Origin of the sequence: Mesorhizobium sp. Cs1299R1N3, from assembly GCF_037179625.1 — a bacterium.
Taxonomy (GTDB): Bacteria; Pseudomonadota; Alphaproteobacteria; order Rhizobiales; family Rhizobiaceae; genus Mesorhizobium; species Mesorhizobium salmacidum.
Genome location: NZ_JAPYKQ010000003.1, coordinates 108,106 through 126,685 on the forward strand (window position 1 = coordinate 108,106; position 18,580 = coordinate 126,685).

At 63.1% G+C, this 18,580-nt stretch carries 18 protein-coding genes and 1 other RNA gene; 12 read left to right on the forward strand and 7 right to left on the reverse strand.

Annotated elements, in window-relative coordinates; genetic code table 11:
- Positions 1–281 precede the first annotated feature (281 nt).
- The gene (locus tag O7B34_RS09030; RefSeq protein WP_337145719.1) at positions 282–1,082 is read right to left on the reverse strand and encodes a glycoside hydrolase family 25 protein; all 801 of its coding nucleotides are present in this window, start codon (positions 1,080–1,082) and stop codon (positions 282–284) included.
- A 289-nt stretch (positions 1,083–1,371) separates the two neighbouring features.
- Between O7B34_RS09030 and O7B34_RS09035 the strand changes: the two genes are divergently transcribed.
- A complete protein-coding gene (locus O7B34_RS09035) occupies positions 1,372–2,751 on the forward strand; it encodes a serine hydrolase domain-containing protein (protein ID WP_337145720.1) in 1,380 nt (459 codons plus the stop codon).
- A 28-nt stretch (positions 2,752–2,779) separates the two neighbouring features.
- Here the strand turns inward: O7B34_RS09035 and O7B34_RS09040 are convergent, their stop codons facing one another.
- The 5 genes from O7B34_RS09040 to O7B34_RS09060 all read right to left on the reverse strand — a co-directional run bounded on the left by O7B34_RS09040 (position 2,780) and on the right by O7B34_RS09060 (position 9,108).
- A complete protein-coding gene (locus tag O7B34_RS09040) occupies positions 2,780–3,088 on the reverse strand; it encodes a HigA family addiction module antitoxin (RefSeq protein ID WP_337104986.1) in 309 nt (102 codons plus the stop codon).
- An 8-nt stretch (positions 3,089–3,096) separates the two neighbouring features.
- Positions 3,097–3,393: a type II toxin-antitoxin system RelE/ParE family toxin gene (locus tag O7B34_RS09045; protein WP_337145721.1), complete on the reverse strand. Its 297-nt coding sequence runs from the start codon at positions 3,391–3,393 to the stop codon at positions 3,097–3,099.
- Between the two features lie 89 nt (positions 3,394–3,482).
- A complete protein-coding gene (locus O7B34_RS09050; protein WP_337145722.1) occupies positions 3,483–4,148 on the reverse strand; it encodes a class I SAM-dependent methyltransferase in 666 nt (221 codons plus the stop codon).
- A complete protein-coding gene (locus O7B34_RS09055) occupies positions 4,145–5,443 on the reverse strand; it encodes a DUF3419 family protein (protein WP_337145723.1) in 1,299 nt (432 codons plus the stop codon). Before O7B34_RS09055 ends, O7B34_RS09050 begins: the two co-directional genes overlap by 4 nt.
- Positions 5,444–5,475: 32 nt before the next feature.
- Positions 5,476–9,108: a hydantoinase B/oxoprolinase family protein gene (locus O7B34_RS09060; RefSeq protein ID WP_337145724.1), complete on the reverse strand. Its 3,633-nt coding sequence runs from the start codon at positions 9,106–9,108 to the stop codon at positions 5,476–5,478.
- A gap of 184 nt (positions 9,109–9,292) precedes the next feature.
- Between O7B34_RS09060 and O7B34_RS09065 the strand changes: the two genes are divergently transcribed.
- The 7 genes from O7B34_RS09065 (at position 9,293) to O7B34_RS09095 (ending at position 13,276) form a co-directional block, all read left to right on the forward strand.
- Positions 9,293–9,505 carry a hypothetical protein gene (locus O7B34_RS09065; protein ID WP_337145725.1) on the forward strand — a complete coding sequence of 71 codons (213 nt, stop codon included), beginning with the start codon at positions 9,293–9,295 and terminating at the stop codon, positions 9,503–9,505.
- Positions 9,506–9,654: 149 nt separating this feature from the next.
- Positions 9,655–10,374 carry a DnaJ family molecular chaperone gene (locus O7B34_RS09070; protein WP_337145726.1) on the forward strand — a complete coding sequence of 240 codons (720 nt, stop codon included), beginning with the start codon at positions 9,655–9,657 and terminating at the stop codon, positions 10,372–10,374.
- The gene (locus O7B34_RS09075; protein WP_337145727.1) at positions 10,371–11,126 is read left to right on the forward strand and encodes an N-acetylmuramoyl-L-alanine amidase; all 756 of its coding nucleotides are present in this window, start codon (positions 10,371–10,373) and stop codon (positions 11,124–11,126) included. Before O7B34_RS09070 ends, O7B34_RS09075 begins: the two co-directional genes overlap by 4 nt.
- Positions 11,127–11,338: 212 nt before the next feature.
- Entirely contained in the window at positions 11,339–12,058 is a 720-nt protein-coding gene (locus tag O7B34_RS09080) for a lytic transglycosylase domain-containing protein (RefSeq protein WP_337145728.1), read from the forward strand.
- A 64-nt stretch (positions 12,059–12,122) separates the two neighbouring features.
- An RNA gene (rnpB, locus tag O7B34_RS09085) (RNase P RNA component class A) lies at positions 12,123–12,522 on the forward strand.
- 179 nt (positions 12,523–12,701) lie between these two features.
- Positions 12,702–12,986, forward strand: a complete 285-nt coding sequence (locus O7B34_RS09090; RefSeq protein ID WP_140701926.1) for a type II toxin-antitoxin system ParD family antitoxin — start codon at positions 12,702–12,704, stop codon at positions 12,984–12,986.
- Positions 12,983–13,276 carry a type II toxin-antitoxin system RelE/ParE family toxin gene (locus O7B34_RS09095; RefSeq protein WP_140812653.1) on the forward strand — a complete coding sequence of 98 codons (294 nt, stop codon included), beginning with the start codon at positions 12,983–12,985 and terminating at the stop codon, positions 13,274–13,276. Before O7B34_RS09090 ends, O7B34_RS09095 begins: the two co-directional genes overlap by 4 nt.
- A 127-nt stretch (positions 13,277–13,403) precedes the next feature.
- On the opposite strand, the gene O7B34_RS09100 is transcribed toward O7B34_RS09095, so the two are convergent.
- Positions 13,404–14,519, reverse strand: coding sequence for a cystathionine gamma-lyase (locus O7B34_RS09100; RefSeq protein ID WP_337145729.1), 1,116 nt, complete (start codon positions 14,517–14,519; stop codon positions 13,404–13,406).
- Positions 14,520–14,926: 407 nt separating this feature from the next.
- Here O7B34_RS09100 and mraZ point away from each other — a divergent pair, with 407 nt between their 5' ends.
- Genes mraZ through O7B34_RS09120 form a run of 4 tightly spaced genes read left to right on the forward strand, consistent with a single transcriptional unit; the run spans position 14,927 to position 18,534 of the window.
- Positions 14,927–15,400 (forward strand): division/cell wall cluster transcriptional repressor MraZ, encoded by a 474-nt coding sequence (mraZ, locus tag O7B34_RS09105; protein WP_337142802.1) that lies wholly within the window; start codon positions 14,927–14,929, stop codon positions 15,398–15,400.
- On the forward strand, positions 15,397–16,413 hold the full coding sequence (gene rsmH, locus O7B34_RS09110; RefSeq protein ID WP_337145730.1) for a 16S rRNA (cytosine(1402)-N(4))-methyltransferase RsmH: 1,017 nt from the start codon (positions 15,397–15,399) through the stop codon (positions 16,411–16,413). Before mraZ ends, rsmH begins: the two co-directional genes overlap by 4 nt.
- Before the next feature lie 4 nt (positions 16,414–16,417).
- The gene (gene ftsL, locus O7B34_RS09115) at positions 16,418–16,813 is read left to right on the forward strand and encodes a cell division protein FtsL (protein ID WP_027141642.1); all 396 of its coding nucleotides are present in this window, start codon (positions 16,418–16,420) and stop codon (positions 16,811–16,813) included.
- On the forward strand, positions 16,810–18,534 hold the full coding sequence (locus tag O7B34_RS09120) for a peptidoglycan D,D-transpeptidase FtsI family protein (RefSeq protein ID WP_140502413.1): 1,725 nt from the start codon (positions 16,810–16,812) through the stop codon (positions 18,532–18,534). Before ftsL ends, O7B34_RS09120 begins: the two co-directional genes overlap by 4 nt.
- Positions 18,535–18,580 lie beyond the last annotated feature (46 nt).

The following is an 18,580-nucleotide window of genomic DNA, read 5'->3' on the forward strand; positions in this document are numbered from 1 at the left end:
CTTCTGCTTCAGCCCTATTTGAGGCGCCTTTGCCGCCGTTGCCACGGCGTCAACGGGTCTTCTGCTTCAGCCCTATTTGAGGCGCCTTTGCCGCCGTTGCCACGGCGTCAACGGGTCTTCTGCTTCAGCCCTATTTGAGGCGCCTTTGCCGCCGTTGCCACGGCGTCAACGGGTCTTCTGCTTCAACCCTATTTGAGGCGCCTTCGCTGCCGTTGCCACGGCGTCAGCGGGTGTTCTGCCGCAACCCTATTTGAGGCGCCTTCGCTGCCGTTGCCACGGCGTCAGCGGGTGTTCTGCCGCAACCATTTATTCCAGGCGGCTTCCGAGCCGTTGAAGACGTTGATGTCGGACTTGCCGGTCATGCCGGGGACGATGCCGGTTCCGGTGTACTGCCAGAAGGTGAAGGGGTGGCTGCCATATTTCTCGCGCGGGTGCCCGGCGACGGAGCGCAGCCAGTAGGGATAGCCGCGGAAGCTCGACAGTTCGTTGTCCTCGAAGAAATCGACCGAGGTGTAGATGATCGGCTTCTTGCCGTAACGCCGCTCGACGATCTCAAGGAAGGTGGTCATCTCAGTGCGCACCGTGGCCGCGTCGGGGCGCAGGTGGCAGGTCGGCGAGTTCGGGTTCCATTCCATGTCGAGAACCGGAGGCAATGCGGAGCGGTCGACGGGGACATTCTGGATGAACCAGCGCGCCTGCACGGCGGCGGGCGTGCAGAAATAGAAGAAATGATATGCCGCGCGTGGAATTCCGTTGGCTTTCGTGCGCGCCCAGTGCTCGCTGAAATATTCATCGAATCGGTCGCCGCCTTCGGTCGCCTTGATGAAGGCGAAGGAGATACCGCTGGCCTTGGCGGTCGGCCAGTCGATAGATGTCTGGTATTTGGAGACGTCGGTGCCGTGGACTGCATAGTTCCACGGCGCGCCGCTGTCCCACTCATGCGGCTTGGAATCGGCAAAGCGCGGCGCGCGCACGGCCACCGTCGGACTGCTCGACGCGGACGGCGACAGCGGCGAGAGATCGTCCACGGTCGAGCAGGCGCCGAGCAGCGTCAGCATGAAAAGGACCGCAAGACGGCGCATCGCAACTTCCAAGCCGGAATCAGCCGGTCGCTGATGGGTCTGTGCACTTGATGGCCGAAGTTGGTCTGGCCCCCTCCAGGCGATCGCCCCACGCATCGCCCAGCCTATTCGCTTTTCGTGCATGTCGTTGTCGCAAAAATGCTGCGCACTTTTGGGCGACATGCATCCCTGTGATCGCCGATCATGGTTGATATCTGGTTTATGGCGCTCGACAAGAAGCCCGATTTTGCGGAAGCAATGGCGGCAATTCGATGACATAAACGTCAGGCGAGTGCCTGGGAGGCAATGGATGCGGATCATCGTCAAGATCGTCAAATGGCTGCTTGGCCTGATCGTGCTGGCTATCGCCGCGCTGGTTGCCTGGCTCTATATCGCGCCCCCGGAACTTATCCGCGTCGGCTCGGGCTATTCGGCCAAGATCGTCTGCTCCAACGTCTTCATCGCCGGGCGTGACGCCAACGAGGTGCTGGCCGTCGATGTGCAGGCGCCCGGCCACCCGCTGCTGCGCTTGATGCGGGTCTCCGTCGACAAGAACCGAGGGACGGTGTCGGCCGGCCTGCTCGGTTTCCTCGGCAAGAGCGAGGCGGTTGCCCGCGACGGGCTGGGCTGCGTCTCGGTTCCCGACGGCGATGTCGGCAAGGCGCGGCGCACGACAGTTCATGCCGAGCCTGCGGCGACAAGCCAGGATGCGCTGTGGCCCGAGGGCGAACGGGTCGATGCCTCGCAGAACCCTGAAGTCTCGAAGATCATCGCGGACGACGCGATGGCCGGCACCGGCATGCGCGCGATCGTCGTGGTCAAGAACGGGCGGGTCGTCGCGGAACGCTATGGCGACGGCTTTTCGGTCAAGACGCCATTGCTCGGCTGGTCGATGACCAAGACGGTGAACGCCGCCATCGTCGGCACACTGATCAGGGACGGCAAGCTGGCGGTCGACAACAAGGGCCTGTTCACGCCCTGGAAGGTGGATGGCCGCGCCGCGATCAGCCTTGCCGACATGATGGCGATGTCGAGCGGTCTGGAGTTCAACGAAGACTATGGCGACGTCGCCGATGTGACGCGCATGCTCTACCTCGAACCCGACATGGCGGGTTTTGCCGGCTCCAAACCCCTCACCGGCGAGGTCGGCAAGGTGTTTTCCTATTCCAGCGGCACGGCGGTGATGCTGTCGCGCGTCTGGCAGGACGCGATCGGCGACAAGGCGAAGGCATTGAGGTGGCCGCGCATGGCGCTGTTCGAGCCGCTCGGCATGTACAGCGCGGTGCTCGAAACCGACGAGCAGGGCACTTTCGTCGGCTCGTCCTATCTCTACGCCACCGCGCATGACTGGGCCCGGTTCGGCCAGTTCCTGCTGCAGGGCGGGGTATGGAACGGCAACCAGGTCCTGCCGGCCGGCTTCGTCGACTGGATGCGCGAGCCGGCATCCGCCTCGAAAGTCTACGGCAAGGGCCAGTTGTGGATCGAAGCGCCGGGCGACGAGGAAAATCCCGGTGCCGGCGTCGCCGCCGGCCTGCCGAAGGACACTTACTGGATGGAAGGCCATGACGGGCAGACCGTCGCCATCATTCCATCCGAGCAATTGGTGGTGGTGCGGCTCGGGCTAACGCCGGCCAAGCTCAATTATCGGCCGCAAGCGTTGGTGGGGGCGCTGGTGAAGGCGCTGCATTGAGCGGCAGTCGAGTGCTGCAAGTTTTCTTCTATGCCGCAGTCGCCAAAGGCTTGGCGCGATCGACACGCGCGCGCTCGTCGGGCGAATTCATGACCGCCCAAAGATCGGCACGGCGCTGCACGTTCAGCCAGAAATCCGGGCTGTTGCCAAAGACCCGCGCCAGAATGAGCGCAGTGGCAGCCGTCACGTTGCGGCGGTCGTTGCACAATTCGTTCACATGCTTGCGCTGGACCCCCATCGCTTCGGCCAAAGCAGCCTGTGTCAGGCCTAGCGGCTGCATGAATTCTTCCGTGAGGATTTCGCCCACCGTTGCGGGCTTGCGTGTCGTCATCAACATGTGTCACCTCATCTGTAACTGTGGCCGTCGAGATAAGTATCCGACGCTTCACCACGTCCGCCGTCCCACCGGAAGATCAGCCGCCATTGGCCATTGACGCGGATCGAATGGAAGCCATCGAGATTGCCACGCAACTTTTCGAAATGATTGCTCGGCGGCACACGCAAATCCCGATCGGTCATCGCGTCATCGATCATCTGGAGTTTGCGGAACAACCGGCTTTCAAGATCGGACGGAATGTTGCGGGAGTGAATGTCTTCCACGAAGAAGGCCCGTAGCCATCCGTCCCGAAACCCGACGATCACTTTCTACCTCCTGCATGGAGATAGTGTACCGCCCCCTGGGTCGTTCTGCAACTGCCATGGATGGTTTTACGGCCGCAATATCTGCGATGTCACATGCCGAGCCCGATGACCGCCAGCCAGGCATAGCCACGATAAAGCGTGCGAAAACGGAAGGTTGCGCCGGTTCGCTCGGCTTCCGATTCCAGAACGTCGCGCAGGGATTCGCGCGGCGTGACGTGGAATTTTTTCAGCCAGCCGCGCAGCAAGGTGCGGAACCAGCCCGGCAGACCTTCCTGCTGACCGAAATCGACTATGTGCAGCGAGCCCGTCGGGGCCAGCGCGGCAAGTGCTGCCGAGACCGTCTTCTCCCAGCCCGGGATCATCGACAGCGAATAGGATACGAAGATGCGGTCGAACCGTTCGACGCCATAAAGGGCCTCTGCATCGAAATCGGTGGCGTCGCCCCTTGCCAGCGTGACGCGATCCGAGAGGCCTTCGCGGTCGATTGCCTTGCCGGCCGTTTCCAGCATTTCGGCCGAAATATCGAGGCCGAAGAAACGGGCGTCGGGATAGGCGCGGGCGGCGAGAATGATGTTGCGGCCGGTGCCGCAGCCGAGCTCCAGAACGGTGCCGCCCGGCGGCACGTCCAGCCCCGCGATCATCCGGTCGCGGCCGAGCAGGTAGTATTTGCGGGTCAGGTCGTAGATATGGCGCTGCCAGCGGTAGACGCCGTCCATCAGTTCGGCGTGGCTGGCCGGCAGCTCCGTCGTGCTCATGCCGCGCGCTTCACATAGAGGTGGAAGCCGCCATAGATGGCGGAGCGGTCGCGGGCCGAGAATTCGCGCGATGCTTCGTTCTGATAATCCCACTGATCGAGCAGCGAGGTCGAGACGCGCCCCGGCAGCAGACTGGGCTCGGCGGCGGTGCGGAAGATGACGCGGGCCCCGGCGGAGGCGGTGCGGGTGATCGCCAACCACAGCGCATTGAGCTGGTCGTCAGTCATCCAGTCCTGTGCGTCGAGCAGGATGAAGCGGTCGACGGCGCCGGCATCCTTGCCGGCGAGGAATTCGATCAGGTTGGCATGGTGGATGGCGACGCGGTCGATATTGCCGCGGATGGTCTCGTAGTTGCGCTTTTCCAGATAGGCGGGCAAGGCGGCCTCGCCGGGCTCGGGATAGCGGCGGGCGAAAGCCTGCCAAGCGAAGTAGTTGTTTTCCAAGGGGAAATCGCAGGCGAGCTTTTCCAGCCGGGCCTTCAGCACGCTGGCCATGGTGCCGTCGCCGGAGGTGATCAGCGAGTCATACTGCGCCGGAGGGATGCCGAGACCGAACAGCGAGGCTTTTCGCGACGTCGCCCATTTCAGAAGCTTCTTGTCGAAGACCGGCGCCAGCTCCTCGTTGAAGAAGCGGCGCTGTTCGCCGATGTTCCTGGCTTCCATCATGCGGGCCGGGTTGACGCCGAAGAATTTCGCCGTGCGGTGGCCCATGGCGATGAACAGGCCGAGCAGGCCGGTCTGGTAGAAATTGCGGTCGAAAACGCCAATGCGCCTGTTGCCGCGCCAGTTGCGTCGCTCCCAGTAATGACGGCTGACCGGATCGAGATGCGGAGCGATGAAGCGGTCGTAGGCTTCGGAATTGTGGCTCGTGTCCGCCGCACCGAAGAAACGGAACAGGTCGCCTTGCGAAGGCAGATGGCGAACCGCCTCCAGCTTCATGCGGTTCAGCGCGATGTGGGCCGCGTTGAGATCGACGGCGTCGATCTGTGCCGGCGAGCGGGTGAGATAGGCGAGGATGTTGCAGCCGCCCGAGGCGATGGTGACGACGCGGTGGCCCTGGCCAAGCTGCATCGCGTCCATGTCGACGTCGGGGTCTTCCCAGATCTGCGGATAGACGAGGCCGGAAAACAGGAAGGCGAACAGCCGCTCGGAGATGCCGGCTTTCGAAAGCGGGCGGTTCTGGTAAACGGCCTTTCCAACTTCCTTGCCGCGGCGAAAAACCAGATCTGCGGAGACGTCCGTCATGGCAAAGTGATTCCCCATTTGCTTTGGCGCAAGCGGGTAACGCAGGGTCATGACAGGCCGGTGACAGCCTGTTGACGCCTTCTTTACAGCCTACCGAACCCGCCCGGCGTCGGCGTGGTCACGATGACGGCCTCACCGGCGTCGAGCACGGTCTGATCGCAAGCTTTCAGCACGTCGACCGTGCCGTCGTTGCGGCGCACCTTTGTGGAGCCGACTTCGCCGTCGCCGCCGCCGTCCAGCCCTTGCGGCGGGCGGTTGCGGTGCGAGGACAGGATCGCGCATTCCATCTTCTCGAGGAAGCGAATGGTGCGTTTGGTGCCGTCGCCGGCGTTCCATTTGCCCTTGCCGCCGGATCCTTGGCGGATGTGAAAATCCTCCAGCACCACGGGGAAGCGCAGCTCCAGCACTTCAGGGTCGGTGAGGCGCGAATTGGTCATGTGGGTGTGGACGCCGGAGGTACCGGCAAAGCCGCGGCCGGAGTTCATATGGCCGGCCGGCGAGCCGGAGCAGATCGTCTCGTAATACTGATACTTCTTGTTACCGAAGGTCAGGTTGTTCATCGTGCCCTGCGCGTTGGCCATCGCGCTCATGGCGCCGAACAGCGCGTTGGTGACATGCTGGGAAGTCTCGACATTGCCGGCGACGACGGCGGCAGGGTAGGTGGGCTTGAGCATGCAGCCGTCGGGAATGACGATATTGATCGGCCTGAGGCAGCCGGCATTCATCGGGATCATGTCCTCGACCATGACGCGGAAGGCGTAGAGCACGGCGGCACGGGCGACCGGCTCGGGCGCATTGAAGTTGTTCTTCTCGACCTTCGATGTGCCGGTGAAGTCGACGGTCGCCTCGCGCTTTTGCCGATCGACGGTGATCTTCACCTTGATGGCCTGGCCGGTGTCGGTCGGATATTCATACTCCGACGTGTCCGGCAGCCGCTCCAGCACGCGGCGCACGCTCTCGGCCGCGTTGTCCTGCACATGGCCCATATAGGCTTCGACGACGTCGAGGCCGAAATGCCCCACCATCTTGCGAAGTTCCGCCACGCCTTTCTCGTTGGCGGCGATCTGTGCCTTCAGGTCGGCGATGTTCTGATGCGGGTTGCGGGCCGGGTAGCGATGGTCCGTGAGCAGCGTGTGCAGCTCCTTTTCGCGGAATTTTCCGCGGTCGACGATGCGGAAATTGTCGAACAGCACGCCTTCCTCGTCGACCGTGGTGGCGAGCGGCGTCATCGAGCCCGGCGCGGTGCCGCCAATGTCGGCATGGTGGCCGCGCGAAGCCGCCCAGAACAGGATGTTTTTCCGGGCATCGTCGAAGACCGGCGTCACCACGGTGATGTCTGGCAGATGCGTGCCGCCGTTGTAGGGGGCGTTCAGGGCAAAGACGTCGCCAGGGTGGATGTCGCCGGAGTTCAGCCGGATGATGGTTTCGACCGAACGGTCCATGGAGCCGAGATGCACCGGCATGTGCGGCGCATTGGCGACCAGCGCCCCGGTGTGGTCGAAGACGGCGCAGGAAAAATCGAGCCTTTCCTTGATGTTGACGGAGTAGGCGGTGTTCTGCAGCGTCACGCCCATTTGCTCCGCGATGGACATGAAGAGATTGTTGAAGACTTCGAGCATCACCGGATCGGCTTTAGTGCCAAGGGCAGCGGCGCGCGCTTTCTTTTCCGTACGGCGTATGACGACGTGATTGAGGTTGGTGATTTCGGCTTGCCAGCCCGGCTCGACGACGATGGTCTGGTTCGGCTCGATGATCAAGGCGGGCCCGGCGACCAGATTGGACGGTCCGAGGGTCTCGCGACGGTAGACGCCAGCTTCATGCCACCGGCCTTCCGTGTAGATGCGCCTGGTCTCGGAAGTGGCTGACTTGACAGTTGCAGGTCCGGCAGGCGCATAGGCCTCGGCGCTGGTCTGGCCGGTTTCGGTGCCTTCGACACCGACGGTCTCGACGATCATTGGCTTGTCGTCATAGACGAAGCCGAATTGTGCCTTGTGGGCGATTTCGAAATCGCGCCTGGCCTGGAAGATCGAGTCTGCCTCGAAATTCACCGGCAGTGCCGTGTCGGTGCCGTCATAGCGAATGTGCAGTACCGGCCTGGTGGAAACCGAGCCCTCGGCGATGCCTTGCGCCGCCAACTCCGCGATCACTGCCTTTTTCAAGGTGGCGATGAGGCCGCCGATTTCCGTTCTGGATTCCTCGGCGAGAGGCTTCAGCAGCGCCTGCTGGCGCGAGGCAAAGACCGAGGCCAGGCCGATGCCGTAGGCCGAAAGCAGGCCGGAGAAGGGATGGATCAGCACCGCCTCCATGCCGAGCGCGTCGGCGACCAGGCAGGCGTGCTGTCCGCCGGCGCCGCCGAAACAGTTCAGGAGATATTCGGTGACGTCGTAGCCGCGCTGCACCGAAATCTTCTTGATCGCATTGGCCATGTTCTCGACCGCGATGGTGACGAAGCCTTCGGCGACCGCTTCCGGCGAGCGGCCGTCACCGATCCCGGCGGCAAGAGCCGTGAATTTCGCGCGCACGGTTTCCGCGTCGAGCGGCGCGTCCTGGCCAGGGCCGAAGATCGACGGGAAGAAATCGGGCCGCAGCTTGCCCAACATGACGTTGGCGTCGGTGACGGCCAGCGGGCCGCCGCGCCGGTAGGCGGCGGGGCCGGGATTGGCGCCAGCGGAGTCCGGTCCGACGCGGAAGCGGCCGGCCTCGTAGTGCAGGATCGAGCCGCCGCCGGCGGCGACGGTGTGGATGCGCATCATCGGCGCGCGGACACGCACGCCGGCGACCTCGGTGTCGAAGGCACGCTCATACTCGCCGTCGTAATGGGCGACGTCCGTGGACGTGCCGCCCATGTCGAAGCCGATAACCTTGTCGAAACCGGCGAGCTTCGCCGTCTCGACCATGCCGACCACGCCGCCGGCCGGGCCCGACAGCAGCGCGTCCTTGCCCTGGAACATGTCGGCGGCGGTGAGGCCGCCAGAAGACATCATGAACATGAGGCGAGGGGATTCGTCGTTTTCTCCCGCCGCACCCAGTTCTCCCGCCACCCGTTGTACGTAGCGTGAGAGGATGGGCGACAGATAAGCATCCACCACCGCGGTGTCGCCGCGGCCGACCAGTTTGATCAGCGGCGAGACCTCGTGGCTGACCGAGACCTGGCCGAAACCAAGCTTGCGGCAGACCTTGGCCACCGCCTTCTCGTGATCGGGATATTTCCAGGCATGCATGAAGACGATGGCAACGGCATCGATGCCATCGGCTTTCGCCTGTTCAATGGCCGGCCGGCAAGCCGATATGTCGAGCAGCCGTTCGACGCAGCCGTCGGCGAGCACACGCTCGTCGATCTCGATGACGCGCTCGTAGAGTTGCTCGGGGAGGATGATCTCCTTGGCGAAAATGTCGGGTCGCGCCTGGTAGGCGATCCTGAGCGCATCGCGAAACCCCTTGGTGATGAGCAACAAGACGCGGTCGCCCTTGCGCTCCAGAAGGGCGTTGGTGGCCACCGTGGTTCCCATCTTGATGTCGCCGATCAGGCCGGACGGGATCGCGGCGACTGTGTCAAGGCCGAGCAGGTCGCGAATGCCCTGAATGGCGGCATCGGCATAGGCTTCGGGATTTTCAGACAGCAGCTTGCGCGGATGCAGCCCGCCTTGCGGGTCACGGCCGATAATATCGGTGAAGGTGCCGCCGCGATCGATCCAGAAATCCCATTTCGCGGTCATGCGGCTGTCTCCGGTATTTCGATTCCGGTGTCGTTGTTAAAGCGCCAAAGCGCCGGCAGCAATAACGCTTGCATGCCATTGATGTTACAGGTGGAAACGCAACGTTACGAAACCCAAGGCCATCTCGGGCATTTGTGTCTCGACCGTCCACCGCAACGTGAACGTGTGTCGAAGGAGAGATGTTATGAAAAAGCTCATTCTTGCTTCCCTGTCCGCCCTTGCCCTGCTGGGCGTCGCGGCCTGCAGCGACAGCGGCACAGGCACCGACAACACCACAACGCAGAGCACCAATCCGCCGCCTGCCGAGCAGCCGATGAAGCCCGCGGCTCCGGCTGACAATTCGACCAAGCCTGCCGAGCCGGCTCCGGCAACGCCTGCTCCTGCGCCCGCGCAGTAGTTTGTAACCAGTAAGTGCCTTGGGAGGAAGGCCGGCTCTACGCCGGCCTTTCTCGTATAGGCACCAGCAATGCGCCTCTCGTTCACAGACCCGACAGATGGCTGTTATTGACTTGATAGCGGGGATCGGTTGGCTCTATGAAGCGGGCCATGTCGATTTGGGACCGCCTCGGCGACTTCATCACGCGGGTTTCGTCTTCAACCACCTCTGGCGTCGCCGATGTGGTCGAGGCTGTGCGCACGGTTTTTTCCGGCGACGCCGACTTGCGCCGCCGCGTCGCCTTCTCGGTGGCGATGATCGCGCTTTCGGCCAAGATGGCCAAGGCCGACGGCATCGTCACCCAGGATGAGGTACGCGCCTTCCAGGAAATCTTCGAAGTGCCGCCGAAGGAGACGCGCAACGTTGCGCGGCTGTTCGATCTCGCCCAGCGGGACGTGGCCGGTTTCGAAACCTATGCCGAGCGCATGGCGCAACTCTGCGGCTCCGGGCACTCCAATTGCGTGATGCTGGAAGACATACTCGACGGCCTGTTCCATATCGCCAAGGCCGATGGGCTGGTGCATGAGCGCGAAGGCATCTTCCTGCACCGTATCGCCGAGATCTTCCGCATCGATGAGACGCATTACGAATCGATCTTGGCGCGGCACGTCAGTCTTGGCGCCGGCGACCCCTATGTCGTGCTCGGCATCGAGCGCGGCAAGCCGTTCGAGGAGGTTAGAAAACGCTATCGCAAGCTGGTGTCGGACAACCATCCGGACCGGTTGATCGCGCGCGGGTTGCCGCAGGAATTCATCAAGATCGCGACGACCAGGGTCGCGGCGATCAACGCCGCCTATGAGATGATCGAGCGGGGCCTGCGGCACGCATGACCGGCTTCCTGCCCGACGAGCCGAGGGCCGAGGTCAGGGTATCGCCGAATTTCGGGCCAAGGCGCGACGCGCAGAAGCCCGACATGATCGTGCTGCACTATACCGGTATGGCGAGTGGTACCGGGGCCGAAGCCTGGCTGTGCGACCCGGCGAGTGAAGTCTCGTCGCATTATCTTGTCCATGAGAATGGCCACATCGTGCAGATGGTCCGGGAAAGCGACCGCGCCTGGCACGCCGGCCAGAGTTCCTGGTTCGGACGCACCGACATCAATTCCTGCTCGGTCGGCATTGAAATCGTCAATCCGGGCCATTCACTGGGCTATCCCGGCTTTCCGAAACGTCAGATCACGGCGGTCATCGAGCTGTGCAAAGGGATTGCCGCGCGGCATGGGATCGGCGCCGAGCGGGTGCTGGCGCACTCCGACGTGGCGCCGGGCCGCAAGATTGATCCCGGCGAGAAGTTTCCATGGGCAGCGCTGTTCAAGGCCGGGGTCGGGCATCTCGTGCCAGCCGCTCCCGTCAGGCGCGGAGCCGCGCTGAAGCCCGGCGACCGCGGTGCCGATGTCGAGACACTGCAGTCGATGCTGTCGCTCTATGGCTATGGTGTCGAGATATCGGGCGTTTTCGACGATCGGACACGGGTCGTAGTCGAGGCCTTCCAACGGCATTTCCGGCCGCGCCGGATCGACGGAGTTGCCGACGGCTCGACGATGCGCACACTGCAGAAGCTGCTTGCTTCCGTCAGGAATTGACCCAGGGTCAATTCCTGATTCAAGTAATCCTCCCTGGCCCTAAAGTTACAAACTGTCACTTAAAGTGACTTGCCCCGCCTTTATTGGCGCCAAATCGGGCTTCAAAGGGCTTTTCGTACAGTTTGTCGGACGTCCAGCCCCCCGGGTGTTCCGATATTGATCAAGCGATGCCACGCGAAAATCTTCGCGCGGTCCCAACAGAACAGGATCACATGCAGAAATTGACGGTTTTAACGGCAGCTCTTGCTGCCGGCGTAATGAGTTTTGCCTTCAGTGCGGCCGACGCCGCGCCGTTCAGCCCGCGGGCCGACCAGGGCTTCGTCGCGGCACCCGCCAAAGGCAAGGCCATTTCGGCCAAAAGCAGCAAGAGTGCCAAGGCGACGACGAAGCAGGCTTCCGCGAAAGTGGAAAAGGCAAGCTGGACCAAGGCAAGGAAATCCTCTGCCAAGAGGCAGACAAAGCGCGGTCGCAAAATCGTGGACATGACGACGACGGCATCGATCGGTCTCAGCAACGTCGCTGCGGCGACCGCGGCAGTGACGAGCGGCGGCCAGTATTCCGCGATTGTCGCCCGCTACGCGGCGAGCTACGGCGTTCCGGTGTCGCTGGCCAACGCCGTGATCCAGATCGAAAGCAACTACCGGCCGAACATGGTCGGCGGCGCCGGCGAGATCGGCCTGATGCAGATCAAGCCGGCAACCGCGCGCATGATGGGTTACAGCGGATCGGCCAAAGGCCTGTTCGATCCCGACACCAACATCAAATACGGCATGAAGTACCTCGCCATGGCGCGCGACCTCGGCGGTGGCACGACCTGCGGCACGATCCTGAAATACAATGCCGGCCATGGCGCCACCCGGATGAACCCGGTTTCGGCGGCTTACTGCAGCAAGGTCAAGGTTCAGTTGGCGGCTGTCGGCGCGCCGGCTTGACAAGAACCGGCACGAGCGGCTTTTTCGGTTGCGTTTTGTGGTGTGAACCCCTTTATACGCCCTGCCAGCTGGCCGGGCGGCCGCACCCGCAAACGCCGAAAGGCCGCGGGTGAGGAAAGTCCGGGCTCCATGGAGACACGGTGCCGGTTAATGGCCGGCGGGGGCGACCCCAGGGAAAGTGCCACAGAAAGCAAACCGCCACGACTTTGTCGGGGTAAGGGTGAAAGGGTGGGGTAAGAGCCCACCGCGCGACTGGCAACAGGAGCGGCACGGTAAACCCCACCGGGAGCAAGACCGAATAGGGGCGGTGCGAGGGGAAACCCTCGAGGGCTGTTTCCGGCTCACCGTCCGGGTAGGTTGCGTGAGGCGCATGGCAACATGCGCCCAAGATGAATGGCCGCCACGTTCTCGCCTCGCAAGGGGCGAGGGCCATACAAAACCCGGCTTACAGGCCAGCTGGCAGTTTCTCTCCGCTACATCAAGGATTAAGTCTTTCGTATCAGAAGGTTGCACCCAATGGGTGCAGCTTCTTATCCAAGGGCGCGGCGCTGCTTTGCATCGCCACAAGACAGAGATTTCGCCGACTTTCTTGAAATTGGTGCGATTAAATCGTACCATCACGGCTCATTATCGGGAGCCTATCATGGGTCAAGTCGACAAACGCAGCATCACACTTTCGCCGGAACTGGCGCAGGCGGTCGACGATGTGGTCGCGGCTGGAGAATACGCCTCGGCGAGCGAGGTGATCCGCGATGCATTGAGGCAATGGAAGGACCGTCGCGACCTGATGGGCTACACGGTCGAGGAACTGCGCAAGCTGGTGCAGGAGGGGATCGACAGCGGGCCCGCGCAAGACGGCCAGCCAATCATGGAACGATTGCGCGCGAAATACCTGAAGATGGCTGAGGCCAAAGGCTTCCAGGAGTGAAATACCGACTGCTTCCTCAAGCCACCGTCGATCTCGAAAGCATCGGCGATTACATCGCCAGCCACGATCCGCGCGCTGCCGTTCGCCTCGTGGATGCACTGGAAAGACGTTGGGATTTGCTGACCTTGCATCCCTTTTCAGGTGCGCCACGCGACGACATAGCGCCGGGTATCCGCCACCTGATTGTCGGCGAATATCTCACCTTGTACCGGGTCGGCGGTGATGCGATCGAAATTCTTCGCGTGCTGCATGGTCGTCGCAACATCGAAGCCGATGACCTCGGCTCGTAGAGCAATTCCAGGAAAGTGGTAGCAGTTTTTCCCGGGAAAAGCGCGTAGCGCTTTCCCTTGCGAACGTAAAAACAAAGAGTTAGAGCGGTTCGGCGATTCCATCAACGCTGAACCGCTAGTCGATCTGTCAGCCGCTGATCCTGGCCAGCGAGGCCTCGATCGCATTCCAGAGTTCTTCCACGGGCTCGCAGCCTACCGACAAGCGAACGAAGCCGGCCGGAACCGCGTCACCTCGCTTCAAACGCCGCTCGGCCGAGGTGTGGACGCCACCGAAAGAGGTCGCGGCCTGCATCAGACTGCAATTGTTGATGAAATCCTCGGCTTTCTGCTCTGAAGCGAGTTCGAAGGAGATGAGGAAGCCGAAGCGCTCCATCTGGGCGCGGGCAAGGTTGTGCGAGGGATCGCCTTCCAGTCCGGGATAGCGCAGGCCGCTTATCGCCGGGTGCCCCTGCAGGCGCCGCGCGATCACTTCCGCCGACGAACACATGCGGTCGAAGCGCACGTCCAATGTTTCCAGACCGCGATGCACCAGCCAGGCTTCGAACGGCCCGGGGATGCTGCCCGAGACCTCGCGCCAGCCGGTCACGGCGGCGATGATATCCGGATTGCGGCTGGCGACATGGCCGAACAGCACGTCGGAATGGCCATTGGGCGCCTTGGTGTCGGCGGCGACAACGATATCGGCGCCGTGGTCGAGAGGGCGCTGGCCGAAGGGCGTCATCGTCGTGTTGTCGACCACCAGCAGCGCGCCCGCCTTGTGAACGGCTTCGGCGACAGCGGCGATATCGCAGATGTCCAGCCCCGGATTGGCGGGCGTTTCGACAAAGGCCAGGCGGTAGCCATCGAAACCGCCGTCGAGGAAGGTCGATGTCGGCCTGACATCGTGGGTGACGCCGAGCGGCTTCAGGAAGCGATCGGCCAGCGCCCTGGTGGTGTGATAGCCGTCCGAAGGCAGCAGGATATGGTCGTCGGCCTTGAGCACGGCAAAGAATGCCGCCGAGATCGCCGCCATCCCCGAGGGAAAACCGACGCAAGGCGCGTCTTCCAAATGGGACAACATGTGTTCGACGGCATCCCAGGTCGGGTTGCTGAAGCGGCCGTACTGGTTGAAGCCGGTGGCATCACCCGGAGCATGGAAGATGGCGGCCATGGTCAGGGGCAGGGGAATGGAATCGCCCATGGCAAACCCGCCGCGACGCAAATGGGGAAGGGCTGCAGCGCGCGACTTCGCAGTTTCAGACATCGATTTCAAATCCCTTGGCGATCGGTGAGATGGACGAGACGCTATGCCCGGCGGCGGCTCGCGGCAAGGCGCCTCAAGTTGGGCCAGGCAGGCTCTAAACGCTTCGTTAGGCTTAATAGACCATAAAGACGAGACGTGCTGTCAAAGCCTTTCTCGTCGGCATGATGCGCGTGTTTGAGCAGCCTATTCCCGTTGACGCCCATAGTGCCCCATGCTATCCCATCCAGACATCAAAGCCTTCGTTCCGCGTCAGGGTAGAGCGTACGCCAATCGGGCAGCCGCGGCGGCTGCGCGTTTGCCGGTTTTCGCCCGTGTGGACGAGGTGGGTGCGGGGCAGGCAATGCGCGGCGGTGGCGCGTGCGACACGATGAAGAGGGGTGCGGCGGCGCAAGCGGCCGCAACGTGTGATGGACCGGTTTCTGTCGAACACGGTGAGCAGGATCGATGCGAAGGGGCGGGTGTCCGTTCCCGCGCATTTTCGTGCCGTGGTGCAGAAGCGCGGCTATTCGGAACTCTATGCGCTGCGCTGCCTGGACCTGCCGGCGATGGATGTCGGCGGGCTCGATCTGCTCGACCGGTACGAGCAGCGCATCGCGCGGGAAGACCCGTTCCTGCAGGCTGCGGACGACATGTCGTTCTTCTGCCATGGCGACGGCGCATTCCTGAAACTCGACCAGGACGGCCGCATCACCATGACCGATTTCATTCGCGAGCATGCCGGCATCTCGGCGGAGGTGGCCTTTGTCGGGCGCGGCAATTTCTTTCAGATCTGGGAGCCGGGACGGCTTGCGACCTATGGGGCGCAGGCGCGGGCCAGGCTTTTGCAGCTTCGGCAGGGGACGAAGGCTCACGAGGCCAAGGCTGGGGAGCGACCGGAATGACGGTGGGCCACGGCGATGATATCAACGCCGTTGGCGGATCGGTCCGCCACATTCCGGTCCTCCTTGGCGAAGTGCTGGAAGCGCTGGCGCCGGCAGAGGGCGACATCATCATCGACGGTACGTTCGGCGCCGGCGGCTACACCAAGGCCATCCTTGCGGCCGGCGCGTCCGTCGTTGCCATCGACCGCGATCCGGATGCCATCGCGGCCGGCCGCGACCTCGAGGCGCGGTCCGGGGGCCGGCTGCGGCTCGTGCAGGCGCCGTTCTCGACGCTCGACGAGCACGTCGAAAGCGCCGATGGCGTCGTGCTCGACATCGGCGTCTCCTCGATGCAGCTCGATCAGGCCGAGCGCGGCTTTTCCTTCCGCAACGACGGACCGCTCGACATGCGCATGGCGCAGGCGGGACTGAGCGCCGCCGATGTCGTCAACAGTTTCAAGCCGGGCGACCTTGCCCGCATCTTCGGCTTCCTCGGCGAGGAACGTCACGCCGGCCGTATTGCCCGCATGATCGAGGCGCGCCGGGAAAAACGTCCGTTCGAGCGCACGCTGGAACTCGCTGACGCAATCGAGACGCATATCGGCCGCGCGCCGAAGGACAAGATCCATCCGGCGACGCGCGTCTTCCAGGCGCTGCGCATCTTCGTCAATGACGAGCTCGGTGAATTGGCCAGGGCACTGTTCGCGGCCGAACGCGCGCTGAAGCCTGGCGGCCGCCTTGTCGTGGTGACGTTCCATTCGCTGGAAGACCGCATCGTCAAGCGTTTCATCGCCGACCGCGCCGACGCCATGACCGGCTCGCGCCACATGCCGGAGGCGCAGGCGCGCACCGCGACCTTCCTCAAGGCCGGTGGCGGCGTGACGGCAGGCGACGCCGAGGTTGCGGCCAACCCGCGCGCCCGCTCGGCCAGGCTGCGTGCCGCGATCCGCACCGAGGCTCCGGCGCGCAGCGGCGATTTCTCGATCTTCGGCCTTCCAAAACTTCCTGGCATCGACCGGCCGGGGGAGAGGTAAGCACGTGTTTCGTACCAGCGATATCATCCTGATCGCCGTCATGGTTTCGGCCGCCGCCCTGACCTACAAGGCAAAGCGCGAGGCCGAGGACCAGTTGGCGGCCGTGCAGAAGATCCATGCCGAGATACGTTACGAGGAGGACACGATCGACCTTCTCAAGGCCGACTGGAGCCTGCTCACCCAGCCGTCGCGGCTGCAGAAGCTCGCCGAGCTCTACAAATCGCAGCTCGCTTTGGAGCCGGTCAGTGCCCGGCAGATCGTGGGCCTGGGCGACCTGCCGGCCAAGGCCCTCGACATCCAGGACATCCTGAACGGGCGCCAGGGCGCCATGGCCGACAATTCCGACAAGGCGCCTTTGGGCGACAAGGATCCCGTCGTGACCGGAGACATCGCCCAATGATCGGCAAACTGCTGAAACGCTTCGCCACGGTAGGCCGCGCCAGGACGGGCGAGGACGGGTCGATCGTGGTCGAAGGCGCCCGCAAGGCGACCGGCGGCAAGGGCAAGGCGCGCATCGTGATGACGATGGCGGTATTCTTCGGCATTTTCTCGACTATATCCGGGCGGCTGGTCTATCTCGGTTTCCAGACACCCGACCTATCGGGCGGTCCGCAAAGCCGGGTGACCGCGTCACGTCCCGACATTGTCGATCGCAACGGCGAAGTGCTGGCCACCGACATCAAGACAGCGTCGCTGTTCGCCGAGCCGCGCCGCATCGTCGATGCCGATGAGGCGATCGAGAAGCTGTCGACGGTGCTGCCCGAAATCGACTACGAGCAGACCTATCACAAGCTGAAGAGCGGCGCCGGCTTCGTCTGGCTGCAGCGGCAGCTGACGCCCAAGCAGCAGGCCGACATCATGCAGCTCGGCATTCCCGGTTTTGGCTTCCGCACCGAAAAGCGCCGTTTTTATCCGAGCGGCGAAACCTCATCCTACATTGTCGGCCTGACCAACATCGACAACCAGGGCATCTCTGGCATGGAGAAATATATCGATGAGCAGGGCCTGAGCGACCTGCAGGCGTCGGGCCTGGCGGTGGCGAAGGATCTCAGGCCGGTCAAGCTTTCGATCGATCTGCGCGTCCAGCATGTGGTGCGCGACGAGATCGCCGCCGGCCTGGAACGCTATCGCGCCATGGGCGCTGGCGCCGTCGTGCTCAACGTCAAGACCGGCGAAGTGGTCGCCATGGCCTCGGTGCCGGATTTCGATCCGAACAATCCCTACAATGCGCAGGACAAGGACCGGCTCAACCGGATGTCGGCGGGGCTCTATGAGATGGGCTCGACGTTCAAGAGCTTCACCTCGGCCATGGCGCTCGATTCCGGCAAGGCGACGATGTCGAGCCGCTTCGACGCTTCGCATCCAATCCGGGTCGGCCACCAGGCCATTCACGATTTCCACGGCAAGAACCGCGTGCTGTCGTTGCCGGAGGTGTTCCTCTATTCCTCCAATATCGGGTCGGCCAGGGAGGCCGAGCTGGTCGGCATCGAGGCGCATCGCGAATTTCTGCATCGCCTCGGCATTCTGGAGAAGATGCAGACCGAACTGCCCGAAGTCGCCCGCCCGACCGAGCCGAAGGTCTGGAAGCAGGTCAATTCGTTCACCATCGCCTTCGGCCATGGTGTGTCGACGACGCCGCTGCAAGCGGCTGTCGGCTGCGCGGCGCTGGTCAATGGCGGATTCCTGATGCAGCCGACATTCCTGGTCCGCAGCCAGGAGGATGCGATGGCGGCGGCCAAGAAAGTGGTTGCCGAAAAAACTGTCGAGGGCATGCGCTACCTCTATTCGCTCAACGCCGAGAAGGGTTCGGCCAGAAACGCCCGGGTTCCCGGCTACCGCGTCGGCGGCAAGACCGGAACGGCCGAGAAGGTCATCAATGGCCGTTACTCGAAGGAGTTGAATTTCAACACCTTTGTCGCCGCCTTCCCGATGGACGATCCGCAATATCTGGTGTTCACGATCGCCGACGCCCCGCATCCGGAAAAGCCCGGGATGACCGACGTCGCGGCCAACAATGCAGGGGTAATGGCAGGCAATATCATCAGGCGTGCAGCGGCAATGCTTGGCGTGAAGCCAGATTTCAGCCATGAAAATGGTGCAACGCTGGTTTCCTATCAGTGATTCTTGGGGCGCGCCGGCAACTGCGCGCTATTTTGTTGCGGTGAAC